The sequence below is a fragment of the Aeromonas sobria genome (genome assembly GCF_006243315.1).
GTDB lineage: Bacteria > Pseudomonadota > Gammaproteobacteria > Enterobacterales > Aeromonadaceae > Aeromonas > Aeromonas sobria_A.
The window spans coordinates 208548-221941 of the sequence record NZ_NKWE01000001.1 but is presented as its reverse complement, the minus strand read 5'-3'; the positions used below and the strand labels follow the sequence as shown (position 1 = coordinate 221941).

The 13394-nt window shown below is 60.0% G+C and carries 12 protein-coding genes; 8 read left to right on the top strand and 4 right to left on the bottom strand.

Translation table 11 applies throughout. The features are described 5' to 3' along the window. Positions 1–17: 17 nt before the first annotated feature. The gene (locus CF137_RS01065; protein ID WP_042018533.1) at positions 18–671 is read right to left on the bottom strand and encodes a methionine ABC transporter permease; all 654 of its coding nucleotides are present in this window, start codon (positions 669–671) and stop codon (positions 18–20) included. After that, positions 652–1695 carry a methionine ABC transporter ATP-binding protein MetN gene (gene metN / locus CF137_RS01060; RefSeq protein ID WP_139717292.1) on the bottom strand — a complete coding sequence of 348 codons (1044 nt, stop codon included), beginning with the start codon at positions 1693–1695 and terminating at the stop codon, positions 652–654. Before metN ends, CF137_RS01065 begins: the two co-directional genes overlap by 20 nt. A gap of 517 nt (positions 1696–2212) precedes the next feature. Between metN and CF137_RS01055 the strand changes: the two genes are divergently transcribed. Continuing rightward, positions 2213–2668, top strand: coding sequence for a hypothetical protein (locus CF137_RS01055; protein ID WP_101323766.1), 456 nt, complete (start codon positions 2213–2215; stop codon positions 2666–2668). 104 nt (positions 2669–2772) lie between these two features. Here the strand turns inward: CF137_RS01055 and ppgK are convergent, their stop codons facing one another. Next, entirely contained in the window at positions 2773–3513 is a 741-nt protein-coding gene (ppgK, locus tag CF137_RS01050) for a polyphosphate--glucose phosphotransferase (protein WP_139717290.1), read from the bottom strand. Positions 3514–3624: 111 nt separating this feature from the next. Further along, on the bottom strand, positions 3625–4779 hold the full coding sequence (gene queG, locus CF137_RS01045) for a tRNA epoxyqueuosine(34) reductase QueG (protein ID WP_139717287.1): 1155 nt from the start codon (positions 4777–4779) through the stop codon (positions 3625–3627). A 60-nt stretch (positions 4780–4839) separates the two neighbouring features. On the opposite strand from queG, the gene CF137_RS01040 reads away from it, so the two are divergent. The 7 genes from CF137_RS01040 to hflX all read left to right on the top strand — a co-directional run bounded on the left by CF137_RS01040 (position 4840) and on the right by hflX (position 13358). Next, positions 4840–6351: an NAD(P)H-hydrate dehydratase gene (locus CF137_RS01040; protein ID WP_139717285.1), complete on the top strand. Its 1512-nt coding sequence runs from the start codon at positions 4840–4842 to the stop codon at positions 6349–6351. A 10-nt stretch (positions 6352–6361) separates the two neighbouring features. After that, positions 6362–6835, top strand: coding sequence for a tRNA (adenosine(37)-N6)-threonylcarbamoyltransferase complex ATPase subunit type 1 TsaE (gene tsaE / locus CF137_RS01035; RefSeq protein WP_042018522.1), 474 nt, complete (start codon positions 6362–6364; stop codon positions 6833–6835). After that, positions 6826–8565: an N-acetylmuramoyl-L-alanine amidase gene (locus CF137_RS01030; RefSeq protein ID WP_139717283.1), complete on the top strand. Its 1740-nt coding sequence runs from the start codon at positions 6826–6828 to the stop codon at positions 8563–8565. The genes tsaE and CF137_RS01030 overlap by 10 nt, the downstream gene beginning before the upstream one ends. A gap of 328 nt (positions 8566–8893) precedes the next feature. Continuing rightward, on the top strand, positions 8894–10753 hold the full coding sequence (gene mutL / locus CF137_RS01025; RefSeq protein ID WP_139717281.1) for a DNA mismatch repair endonuclease MutL: 1860 nt from the start codon (positions 8894–8896) through the stop codon (positions 10751–10753). Further along, the gene (gene miaA, locus CF137_RS01020; RefSeq protein WP_162515480.1) at positions 10743–11672 is read left to right on the top strand and encodes a tRNA (adenosine(37)-N6)-dimethylallyltransferase MiaA; all 930 of its coding nucleotides are present in this window, start codon (positions 10743–10745) and stop codon (positions 11670–11672) included. Before mutL ends, miaA begins: the two co-directional genes overlap by 11 nt. A 72-nt stretch (positions 11673–11744) precedes the next feature. Further along, entirely contained in the window at positions 11745–12008 is a 264-nt protein-coding gene (gene hfq, locus CF137_RS01015; RefSeq protein ID WP_042018518.1) for an RNA chaperone Hfq, read from the top strand. 63 nt (positions 12009–12071) lie between these two features. Next, positions 12072–13358 (top strand): ribosome rescue GTPase HflX, encoded by a 1287-nt coding sequence (gene hflX, locus CF137_RS01010; protein ID WP_101318116.1) that lies wholly within the window; start codon positions 12072–12074, stop codon positions 13356–13358. Positions 13359–13394: the final 36 nt, after the last annotated feature.

Sequence of the window (13394 nt, the reverse complement as noted above, 5' to 3'; positions counted from 1 at the left end):
CTGTCAGAAATCGACGATTAACGATGATCATATTTGTGAACCAGGCGCTCACCTGCGCTCTGGATGAGTTGAACCAGTACTACCAGGATAACCACGGTTACCAGCATGACGGTGGGGTCAAAGCGCTGATAACCATAACGAATACCCACATCCCCCAGACCACCGCCACCGATGGCCCCGGCCATGGCCGAGTAGTTCACCAGGGTGACGAGGGTGATGGTGACGCTGTTGATGATGCCGGGCAGGGCTTCAGGCAGCAGCACCTTGGTGATGATTTGCAACGGCTTGGCGCCCATCGCCTTGGCCGCTTCCAGCAGGCCATCCGGCACCTCCATCAGGGCCCCTTCTACCAGTCGGGCGATAAAGGGCACTGCGCCAATGGTGAGCGGCACGATAGCGGCGATAGTGCCGATACTGGTGCCGACAATCAAGCGGGTGAGAGGGATGATCGCCACCAGCAGGATGATAAAGGGCACCGAGCGGCCCACGTTGACCACCATGCCGAGGCTGCGGTTGAGCAGCGGGTTGGCCAGGATTTGGCCCCCCTTGGTCACGTGCAGCGCCACGCCGAGTGGCAGGCCAAGCAGGCAGCCAAACAGGGCTGAGCCCGCGACCATCAGCAAGGTGTTGCCCAGCTCGATAATGAGCAGATTAATCATGGCTTCGGACATAACCCATTACCTCCAGCTGAATATGGTTGTCAGTCAGGAACTGCTGGGTCGCCGCGCACTGGGCTTCATCCCCGAACAGCTCTGCCAGCAGAAAACCGAATTTAACGCCACCGGCGTACTCGATATCCGCGCTCAAAATACTGATGTCGATGTTGAAACGGCGACTCGCCTCGGAAATCAGCGGGGTATCGACCGTGCTGCCGGTAAAACCGAGCTTCACCAGTGGATAACTGCCAGCCACCCGCTCGCTACTCATCCGATCCTGATACTCCTGCGGTACCTCCAGATGGATGGTGGAGTGGATGAAATCACGGGCCAGCTGGGTCTTGGCATTGCTGAAGAACCAGGCCACTTCGCCTTGCTCGATCAGGCGGCCGTCACTGATGATGGCCACTTCGTCACAGATCCCCTTCACCACATTCATTTCGTGGGTGATCAGCAGTATGGTGAGCCCCAGCTTGACGTTGATCTCCTTGAGCAGGGTCAGGATCGAGCGGGTAGTCTGCGGGTCGAGGGCCGAGGTAGCCTCGTCACACAGCAGCACCTTGGGCGCGGGCGCCAGTGCCCGGGCGATGGCGACACGTTGCTTCTGACCACCAGAGAGCTCGGACGGATAGGCGTGGGCACGGGCTTCCAGCCCGACCAGCGCCAACAGCTCTTCGACCCGGTTTTTTATCTGTTCTTTGCTCCAGCCTGCCAACTCCAGCGGAAAGGCGATGTTGGAAAACACGGTGCGGGAGGCGAGCAGGTTGAAGTGCTGGAAAATCATCCCGATCTGACGGCGGGCTTGGGTCAAATCCCGCTCGCTCAGGGCGACCAGATCCTGGCCCGCGACGATGACGTGCCCCTCTGTCGGTCGCTCCAACAGGTTGACACAGCGAATGAGGGTACTTTTGCCGGCACCGGAGGCACCGATCACCCCGAATATTTTGCCTTGGGGTACATGCAGACTCACGTCACGCAGGGCGTGCACGGCGTCACTGCCGGTACCGTAGACTTTGTTGAGACCGTTCAACTTAATCATGGATTATTCCGTGCTCACAGCCTTACAGCACAGGGCGCTACAGGCGGGTAAATTGGGCAGAGGTTCCACTGGGTTACTCTGTCATCATGGAGGATGATGCTAAGATGTCTGGATGGCCGTGTCAACGCATGTTTTTACGTCTAGACGTCTAAAAAAGTGATAAGGATTTCTGTCTGGTGGATAACGAACAGGGTGGATAGGTTGCGCATCCAGATCCTGTTTCGCCTGCGCGGCATATAGCCGAATTAAAGATGGGTTATGGCGGGTAAATGCTGGTTTTATTAGTGTGTCAGCCCAATTTCACTTACATCAGGTGTCGAGCCTGACGCTTCTTCATAGTTGCACAAATATTTGCACAAATAGCTGCACAAATCGTTCCCTCTTCGCGACTGGCTCACCTGCCTGCCCTTTTGTCGTCGTCAACCTTGATGCAGCGCAAGGGGGGCTCGGATAGGGATTGGGTTACTGGTGGTTGTTTTTTATACTGGCGATATCGGCAAACATGGAGGGCAGGGCGATGAGATTCCAACAGATCAAAGAGTTGCTGCACTATCTTGAGCAGGTTCATCACCAGCTCGGGCTCTGTTACGGGCGAATGGCCAGCCAGGTGGACAGCGAACGCAGTCGGATGTTGCTGGTCTATCTGCAAGGTCGCGAGGATGCGGCCAGCGCCCATCTGCACGAATATGCCGCTCAGCTGGGGGAGTCGGTGCGGGAGACCTGGCTGAACCAGAGTTTCAGCGAGGATATGCTGCCTGCCATCACCCGGTTCGAGATACCGGCCTCGGCCCAGACTCAGGATATCGTCACTCAGGTGTGCCGCTGGGAAGAGCAGTTGGTGGGGGAGCTGGGCCATCTGGCCCGGGAGTGCCCGACACCGGCCACCACCACACTGCTCGACAATCTGGCCGGGCTGGAGCAGACCCGCCTGACCCGATTGGTACATGGGGTGCATCGATTGGATGATATGTAACGCCTGATGGCGGTCCAACAGACAAGATGGCCGCCAAACAAAAGGGCCCGGCAGCAGTGCCGGGCCCTTTCCATTGGTATCTGCTGATCTGCAGTGAACGTCGGTCAGCCCTGCTGCTCGGCCGCGTAGAGGGCGGCCCCGATAATGCCCGCCTGATTGAGGCTGGCCGCCGGAATGAGCGGTGCCCGGGTCTCGATACGATCGACAAACTTCTCCAGCTTGGTGGCGCTGCCGCCCCCCAGAATGAAGATATCGGGGGAGAAGAGAAACTCGAGGCGCGCCAGATACTTGTTGAAGCGCTTGCCCCAGCGGTTCCAGGAGAGATCTTCCCGCTTGCGCACCGCATCGGAGCAGTAGTGCTCTGCCACCATCCCTTCCAGCATCAGGTGACCCAGCTCGGTATTGGGTAGCAGCTGGCCGTTGACGAACACGGCGGTGCCGATGCCGGTGCCAACCGTGATGAGGATGATCACCCCCTTGCGATCTTTACCGGTGCCAAAGCGCATCTCGGCCAAACCCGCCGCATCGGCATCATTCAGTACATAGCAGGGCTTGCCGGTGACATCGGCAAACAGATGCTCGGCATCGGTCTCAATCCAGCTCTGGTCGATATTGGCGGCACTCTTGGCTACCCCGTTATGGATGGTGGCGGGAAAGCCGCAACCCACCGGCCCTTTCCACTCGAAGTGTTCTACCAGCGCCTTGAGGGTATGGGCGATGGCGGCCGGAGTGGCCGGTTGCGGTGTGGCAATGCGATGGCGCTCGCCGATCAGTTCGCCGGTTTTGGTATCCACCAGGCAGCCCTTGATCCCAGAGCCGCCAATATCCACTCCCAACATTTGCATCTGTGTTGTCCTTGTTGTGTGCCGACCAGCTGGTACTAATTACGGTGTTCTGGTCACTGCGGGTCGGCAGAGCATGAAAAAAGTGCAGCAATCCGGCAAGGGGCAGATCACTTATGCGTGATCCGGCAGACCTTTTTCGATGCAGCGGATCAGCAAACGGGTTTTCTTGTTCTCTTCATCCTGACGCCGGGCAAGGGTGGCCAGCGCCCATTCGATATGTTCGGCCACCATGGGCTCGGCGGTGGTCAGCCCCTGTTGCAGGGCGGCGATGACCTCGGGAGTCGCCGGGCCATTGCCGAGGGCAACTGCCAGATTGCGGCGCCAGCGTTGATAGCCGATGCGGCGGATCGGGCTCCCTTCGGTCTGTTTGAGAAAATCACTCTCGCTCCAGCGCCACAGCGCCAGCAGGGGCGGGCGGTGCAGGCTGGGGCGCGGGCTGAAATCGGGCTCTGGGCTGGCATCGGCGTAGCGATTCCAGGGGCAGATAAGCTGGCAGTCGTCGCAGCCGTAGATGCGGTTGCCCAGCAAGGGCCTGAACTCTTCCGGAATAGGGCCGTCGTTCTCGATGGTGAGGTAGGAGATGCAGCGGCGGCCATCCACCACATAGGGGGCGACAATGGCGCCGGTCGGGCAGATGTTGATGCAGGCGACGCACTTGCCGCACTGCGCCTTCTCCACCGACTGGTCCAGCGGCAGCGGCAGGTTGAGCAACAGCTCACCGAGAAAGAAGAAGGAACCAGCTGATTCGTTGAGCAGCAGTGAGTGTTTGCCAACCCAGCCGAGCCCCGCCTTGGCTGCCAGCGGCCGCTCCAAAATGGGGGCGGAGTCGACGAAGGGGCGCCACTCCCCCAGGGTGTCTGCGGTGCCTTGAAACAGCTCGGCGCAGCGCGCTTCGATGCGATCTCCCAGCTGTTTGAGCCGGTTGCGCAGCACCTTGTGGTAGTCGCGGCCGAGGGCATAGCGGCTGATGTAGCCGAGGGTCGGGTCGCGCAGGGTGGCGGCGAAGCCCGCTTCGAACGGCAGGTAGTTCATCCGCACCGACAACACCCGCACCGTGCCCGGCAGCAGCTCGTGGGGGCGCGCTCGCATCATGCCGTGGCGGGCCATGTAATCCATGCTGCCGTGATAGCCCGCATCCAGCCAAGCCTGCAATCTCGGCTCTTCGCTACGCAGATCGGTGTCGGTGATGCCCGCCTGGTCAAATCCTAGCTCCCGTGCCCAGAGCTTGATATCGTGGGCCAGCTGGTGGAAGTCAGGTGCGCTCATGCGGCTTGGCCTGGCAGGCGTGTGCTGGCGAGGGCCGGTTGATAAGGGGCAGGAGCCGTCATGGTAGAGATCATCAGGGGCGCGTTGGGCATAAAAGAGGGGGGCAGTTTACCACAGGGGCTGTGGCAGACTGAACAGATCCGCGCACTGGAGCGCAACTGGGCCGCGCGCGAGGGGCAACCCCTCTATGCGCTGATGGAGCGAGCCGGTGCCGCGCTGCGCACCTATGCCACCCTACATTGGCCCGACAGTCGCTGCTGGTGGATCTTTGTCGGCCCCGGTAATAACGGCGGTGATGGTTATGTGCTGGCCCGCCTTGCCCGCCAGATTGACATCGAGGTGGTGGTGATTGCCGCCAGAGCACCCGACCAGCTGAAAGGGGATGCCAGACGGGCCGCCGATGAGTGGCTGGCGGCCGGTGGCCGGGTCTGGTTGGCCGAGCAGTTTGACGGGATGCAGCAGCCCACCCCGGATCTGGTGGTCGATGCCCTGCTTGGCACCGGCGTCCACACCCCCCTCTCGCCGTTACTGACAAAGATCGTCACAACAATCAATGGCTTGGCTGCCCCCGTGCTGGCGGTGGATCTCCCCTCCGGCCTCAACGGCGATACCGGCCGTGCCATGGGAGCCGTGGTGCAGGTCACTCGCACCCTCACCTTTATCGGTATCAAGCAGGGGATGCTCACCGGCGACGGGGTGGATTGCGTTGGCCAGCTCGACTGTGACCCCCTTGGCGTCACGCCGGATGACGCTATGTTGCCTGCCGCCTGGCGTATTGATTATCCACTGCTAAGCACGCAGCTGACCCCACGCCAGCGCGCTTGCCACAAGGGCTGTTATGGCAAGGTGCTGCTGGTGGGAGGCAATCGCGGCATGCAGGGAGCCATAGTGCTGGCTGCCCGCGCCTGCCTGCGGGCGGGGGCCGGGTTGGTGCGGGTGTGTCAGCATCCGGACCACCCGCCGGTCAGCCTCTATCAACCCGAGCTGATGAGCCTCACTACCGCAGATGACGAGGGGTGGGCGTCGGTGTGGGTCATCGGCCCCGGCCTCGGTCAGGATGAGTGGGGAAGGGGGCAAATCGCCCGTTATCTCACCGATCGGCTGCCACTGGTTTTGGACGCTGATGGATTGAATTGGCTGGCGCAATCTCCCCGCCATCAGGATAATTGGGTGCTCACGCCCCATCCCGGCGAAGCGGCGCGGCTGCTGGGATGCACCATTGCCGACATTGAAACCGACCGGTTTGCCGCCGTGCAGGCGCTGCAGCGGCGCTATGGCGGTGTGGTGTTGTTAAAAGGGGCGGGGACACTTATTTATGACGGCGAGCGGGTCGCTCTCTGTTGTGAAGGCAATCCCGGCATGGCAAGTGGCGGCATGGGCGATCTGTTATCTGGTATAATCGCCGCCCTTTTGGCTCAGGGCTGCTCTGCCACCATGGCAAGCTGGCTGGGTGCAGTGATCCACGGCGAGGCTGCCGACTTGGCCGCCACCGACGGCGAGCGGGGCATGCTGGCGTCAGATCTGCTGCCGCTGATCCGCAAACTGGTTAATCCCGACACCATAACAAGTTAACAAGAAGAACATGGCAAAACAGTTGATGATGACACTGCCGGATGAGGCAGCAACAGTGGCTCTAGGTGGTCGTTTGGCACAAGCTTGCCAGCAGGCGACCACAGTATTTCTACATGGCACGCTGGGCGCAGGTAAAACTACCCTGACCCGCGGCTGGGTACAGGGCCTTGGCCATCCGGGCAAGGTAAAAAGCCCGACTTATACCCTGGTCGAGCCCTACGAGCTCGATGGCTGGCAGGTCTACCATTTCGATCTCTATCGCCTGGCTGATCCGGAAGAGCTGGAGTTCATGGGCATTCGGGACTATTTTGCCGCCAACACCCTTTGTCTGGTGGAGTGGTCCGAGAAGGGCGAGGGTTGGTTACCGGCCCCCGACCTTGAAATTACCCTCACTTATGTAGGCGAGCAGCGTGAGGTGCTGATAGAGGCCCGCACTGCTATTGGCGAAGCCATTCTGGAACGGTTGTCATCTACGTGCGCTTGATCCTTGTTTTTGCTCTCTCTTTGATGGCGTTACCCTCTTGGGCGAATCAGCTCAAGAGCGTACGAATCTGGCCATCACCGGATAACACCCGGGTGGTGCTCGACATGAGCAGTGCCCCCAATTTCAACTATTTCACCCTGAACGGCCCGGATCGGCTGGTAATCGACCTGAAAGGGGCGAGCAACGCCGCCAATCTGGCCCGGGTCGAGAACAACAGTGAGCTGGTGCGCAAGATACGCCAGAGCACCCCGCTGGAGAAAGGGGGCTTGCGTCTGGTGCTGGATCTCAGCTCCACCATCAAGCCGGTGGTGTTTCCGCTGGCGCCAGCCGGGCCATATGGCCACCGTCTGGTGATTGACCTGCCTTATGAAGAGAAGCGATCCGCTGCCGCTGCGCAACCGGTGCCGGTGAGTGGCAAGCACCGCGGTGTGGTGATTGCCATTGACCCGGGTCATGGCGGGGAAGACCCCGGTTCCATCGGGCCGCGCCGCACCTACGAGAAACGGGTCACCATGGCCGTCTCCCAGAAGTTGGCGGCGCTGATCGACCGCGAGCCGGGTATGCGGGCGGTGCTGACCCGCCGTGGCGACTACTTCGTCGATCTCAACAAGCGCTCCGAGATTGCCCGCAAAGCCAAGGCGGATCTGCTGGTGTCGGTGCATGCGGACAGCTTCCACAACTCGACCCCTCGTGGCGCCTCGGTCTGGGTCTTGTCGACCAACCGCGCTAACCGCGAGATGGGCAGCTGGCTGGAAAAGCAAGAGAAGCAGGGCGAACTGCTGGGTGGGGTGGGTAAGGTGTTGGCTGAATCCGATCCTAACCCCTATCTGGCGCAGACTTTCCTCGACCTCTCCATGGACAAGTCCCGTGCCGAGGGTTACGACGTGAGTCGCCAGATCCTGCGTTCCATGGGCAAAGTCGCCAAGTTGCACAAAAGAGAGCCGGAACACGCCAGTCTGGCGGTGCTCAAGGCGCCTGATATTCCCTCTGTGCTGGTGGAGACCGGATTTATCTCCAACCATGCGGAAGAGAAGCTGCTGGCTACCGCCAGTTATCAGGACCAGCTGGCCCGCGCCATTTTCGAGGGGATCCGCAACTACTATCGTGCCCACCCGACCAAGGGGGCCATGTTGACCGGCAAGGGACAGGCCAGCCAGCCAGCCGCCGTTAGTCGGCCGGTCGCCCCCAAGCAACCGGTGAGCCGGCCACAACAGGCGCAATCGCAGCCGGTGGTGACCAACAAGATGCCAGCGACGACCGTGCGCGACGGCGGGGCGCCGGTCAGCAGTGTCAGCAGTGGCTCTGGTGCTGGGGTGATCAAACCCTATTCGGCTGCAACCGCATCACCGACCGCCCCGGTCAGCTCTGTTGGCGCCAATGACAAAGCGGGCATGACCCGCCACGTGGTCACCCGAGGTGAAAGCCTCTCTCGGTTGGCTGAAAAGAACGGAGTGAGTCAGGCGCGCTTGGTGGAGATTAACAATCTGAAGAGCCGTGATGTCCAGATTGGTCAGGTGCTTTATATTCCCCGTTCCGGGCAACCGGCTCAGGCGACTCGCACCCAGAGCAATAATCAGTCGCAGATGATCCGTCATGTGGTCGCGCGGGGTGAGAGCCTCTCCCGCCTGGCCGAGAAACATGGGGTGAGTCAGGCGCGACTGGTGGAGATCAACAAGCTCAAGTCGCGGGATATTCAGGTAGGCCAAGTGCTCTATATCCCCCAGAACTAACGCGCGGGAGCTGGCGATGCGGCTCCCTTTGGTTGTGCCAGTCCTGAGCTGCGGGATTGTTGTCGGCGGTGATGGCGCGGCGCATACCATCCGCAAGATTGAAATTCAGGAGTAAATGATGCCGATCCGTATATTACCCCCGCTCCTGGCCAACCAGATTCCGGTTGGTGGATAGGTGGTGGAGCGGCTCTCTATCTGCAAGATTGAAATTCAGGAGTAAGTGATGCCGATCCATATATTACCCCCAATCCTGGCCAACCAGATTCCGGTTGGTGGAGAGGTGGTGGAGCGGCTCTCTATCTGCAAGATTGAAATTCAGGAGTAAGTGATGCCGATCCGTATATTACCCCCGATCCTGGCCAACCAGATTGCTGCCGGAGAGGTGGTGGAACGGCCCTCTTCGGTGGTGAAAGAGCTGGTGGAAAACAGCCTGGATGCAGGTGCCGACCGGGTCGAGATCGACATCGACAAGGGGGGCGCCAAGCTGATCCGCATCCGTGACAACGGCTGTGGTGTCGCCAAAGAGGAGCTGGTGCTGGCGCTGTCGCGTCACGCCACCTCCAAGGTTGCCACGCTGGACGATCTGGAAGGGATCAACAGCCTCGGTTTTCGTGGCGAGGCACTCGCCTCCATCAGTTCGGTCTCCCGTCTCACCTTTACCTCCCGCACCGCAGAGCAGTCCGAAGCCTGGCAAGCCGAGGCGCAAGGGCGCGAGATGAGCGTCACCATCAAGCCGGCGGCCCATCCGGTGGGCACCACGGTGGAGGTGGTGGATCTCTTCTTCAATACTCCGGCTCGGCGCAAGTTCATGCGCAGCGAAAAGACCGAGTTTGCCCATATCGATGAGCTGGTGCGGCGCATCGCCCTCTCCCGCTTCGACGCCACCCTGATCCTGCGCCATAACGGCAAGGTGGTGCGCCAGTACAAGGGCGCCAATACGGTGCCGGAGCAGGAGCGCCGCCTCGCCGCCGTCTGCGGCACCCCCTTTATGCACCATGCGCTGGCGGTAGAGAGCGAGCATAGCGACGTACGGCTGTGGGGCTGGCTGGCGACCCCGGATGGAGCAAGACCGCAAAACGATCTGCAATACACCTATGTCAACGGCCGGATGATGCGCGACAAGCTGATCAATCACGCCATTCGCCAGGCCTATGACGAGCTGCTGCCCGCCGATCGCTTCGCTACCTATGTGCTCTATATCGAGCTGGATCCCCGTCAGGTGGATGTCAACGTCCACCCGGCCAAGCACGAGGTGCGCTTCCATCAGGCGCGGCTGGTGCACGACTTTATCTTTCAGGCGCTGTTTACTGCGTTGCGCCGCGAAGGGGCCAGCACTGCTCATCAGGAAGCGCCGTTGGCCGAAATCCTGGTCGAACTGCCGGTCAGCCCACAGATTGAATATCCCGGTCAGGCGCCACGGCCTGAATGGTACGGCGCCGAGCACAGCTATCGAGCGCCTGCGCAAGTGCGGGAAGGGGCGGCTGCGCGCGCCAGCAACTACCAACCGCCCGAGCCGCCAGGTCGCGAGGCGATGCGTGGCATGGGGTCGCTGTTAACTACCCTGCCCATCGCAACGGCAACGGCGGCTGAGCCAGACACCACCACAGTGACTCCGTCAAAACAGGGGGGATGCCGTGCCCTGACGTTGGTTGATCAGGCCTACCTGTTGCTCGAGCGGGATAATCAGCTGGCGCTGCTCTCGCTGGTGCGCGCCGAGCGGGTGCTGCTGCGAAGCTGGTTGCTGGATGCCTGGGGACAGGGACTGGCGGCTCAGCCACTGCTGCTGCCGGTCTCCTTCAAATTGCCGAAGAATCTGATTGCGCTGGTGAGCGAGCAGGAACGTTTGCTGAAACGGATGGGGCTGGAGTTGAAAAGCGGGGGGCGCGACACCATGATCCTGACTCGGGTGCCAGCCTTGCTGCGCCAGACCGATCTGGTGCGGCTGTTACCCGAACTGTTGCAACTCATCGAGGGCGGATCTGACAGTGATGCCGGTCAGCAGGCTGAAGTATTATGCCAATGGCTGGTGGAGCAGGGGATAAGCCGCGAGAAGATATACGATTTTTCAACTGCCAGTCGTCTGCTGACGGAACTTGTGGCCGATTTCAGTGACCAACTGGCAGACATTCGCATGGTGCGCCCGCTTTCGCTGGCGACCGTGCTGGAGGAGTTTGAACATGGCGAGTGACTTGCCGACCGCAATTTTTCTGATGGGGCCGACGGCCTCCGGCAAGACGGATCTCGCCATTGAACTGTGCCAGGCGCTGCCCTGCGACATCATCAGCGTCGATTCGGCGCTGATCTATCGCGGCATGGATATAGGTACGGCCAAGCCGACCGCCGATGAACTGGCACGGGCCCCGCACCGGCTGATCGACATTCTTGACCCAGCCATGAGCTATTCGGCGGCTGATTTTTGCAAGGATGCCCTGCGGGAGATGAAAGAGATCGCCGACCGTGGTCGCATTCCGCTATTGGTGGGCGGCACCATGCTCTATTTCAAGGCGCTGCTGGAGGGATTGTCCCCGCTGCCTTCTGCCGATCCCGCCATTCGTGCCGGGATTGAGGAAGAGGCAGCCCGCCTCGGTTGGCAGGCGCTGCATGACGAGCTGGTGCGGATCGACCCGGTGGCCGGGGCGCGGATTCACCCCAATGACCCGCAGCGGCTCAGCCGGGCACTTGAGGTCTACCGCATCAGCGGCAAGACCCTCACTGAGCTTACGCAAGTGCAGGGGGAGGGGTTGCCCTATCGGGTGCAGCAGTTTGCCATTGCTCCCAGTGATCGCGCTGTGCTGCACCAACGTATCGAAATGCGCTTCGACAAGATGCTGCAAGGTGGTTTCGAGCAGGAGGTGCGAGCGCTGATGATGCGCGGCGATCTGCACCCGGATCTCCCCTCTATTCGCTGCGTGGGTTATCGCCAAATGTGGGACTACCTGTGCGGCGAAGTGGAGTATGATGAAATGCGTTATCGTGGCATTGTTGCCACACGCCAATTGGCAAAACGACAGATGACCTGGTTGCGCGGCTGGCCCGAGGTGACCTGGTTGGAATCTGGAGAGTCCGGCAATCTCGACCGTGTGCTTGCGCACGCTGGTGCGGCTTGACACTCCCTGTATAATCAGGTTGTTATATTGATATCCGGTGTTTAAAAACAACAAACTATAAGGAAAAGAACAATGGCTAAGGGGCAATCTCTCCAAGACCCGTTTTTGAATGCGCTGCGCCGTGAGCGGATTCCTGTTTCTATCTATTTGGTGAACGGCATCAAACTGCAAGGTCAGATCGAGTCTTTCGACCAGTTTGTCATTTTGCTGAAAAACACCGTGAGCCAGATGGTTTACAAGCACGCTATTTCGACTGTGGTTCCCGCGCGTGCCGTTAACCACCACCAGCCAATGCCTGATGGTGCGGCTGATGCACAGGATGAAGCCGAGGCGTGATATCCCCGGGTGAGTCGACTCGCCGATTCGGATTGGTCATGATCCCTGTTAAGGAGCAAACGCTTGTTTGACCGTTATGAAGCTGGCGAACAGGCCGTTCTGGTGCATGTGAACTTCAGTGATGAAGGTGAGCGCGAGGATCTGGAAGAGCTCAAGATGTTGGTGAGCTCTGCCGGCGTCAATGCGTTAGGGGTTGTTACCACCAGTCGCAGTGCTCCCAGTGCCAAGCTGTTTGTCGGTAGCGGCAAGGCTGAAGAGATCGCGTCCCAAGTCCAGATGCTGGGTGCCGACGTGGTGATCTTCAACCATGCCCTGAGCCCTGCCCAAGAGCGTAACTTGGAGCGTCTGTTCCAGTGCCGGGTGGTCGACCGAACAGGTCTTATCCTCGATATCTTCGCCCAGCGCGCCCGAACCCACGAAGGTAAACTGCAGGTCGAACTGGCCCAGTTACGCCATCTATCCACTCGCTTGGTGCGAGGCTGGACCCACCTTGAGCGTCAAAAGGGCGGGATCGGTCTGCGTGGCCCGGGTGAAACCCAACTTGAAACTGACCGACGGCTGCTGCGGGAACGGATCAAGGCGATTTTGCGTCGGCTCGACAAGGTGGCCAAGCAGCGGGAACAGGGCCGTCGCGCCCGTAATCGTAATGAAGTGCCAACGGTGTCACTGGTTGGTTATACCAACGCCGGAAAGTCTACTTTGTTCAACCAACTTACAGCTGCCAGTGTGTATGCTGCCGATCAGTTGTTTGCAACTCTGGATCCCACCCTGCGTAAACTGGTGATCCGGGATGTGGGTGATGTGATTTTGGCAGATACAGTTGGATTTATTCGACACTTGCCCCATGATCTGGTCGCAGCCTTCAAGGCGACCCTGCAGGAGACCCGCGAAGCGGATCTGTTGCTGCATGTGGTGGACTGTGCCGATGAGCAGATGCAGGAAAATATCGATGCCGTGCAGCAGGTGCTCGCCGAAATCGAAGCGGATGACCGCCCGCAGCTGATGATCTGCAACAAGATCGACAAGCTGGCGGATCGCCCTGCGGGTCTGGAACGTAATGACGAGGGGCGCCCGGTGCGTGTCTGGTTATCGGCCCAGACCGGCGAAGGCTGTGAATACCTGTTTATGGCGCTGACTGAATTGCTGGCTGGCTCCATGGTGCATCACACCCTGCAGTTACCCCCCTCTGCTGCTAGATTGCGCAGTGCGCTCTATCAGCTGAAAGGGATTGAACGGGAAGGTTTTAGCGAGGAGGGGGATTTTGTACTGGAAGTCCGCTTGCAAGTGGCCGACTGGAACCGCCTTGTAAAACTGGAAGGTGAGAGTTTACAACGCTTTATCCGACATTGATTGGTCGATGAAGATGAATGCTTAATGGCTTCATCA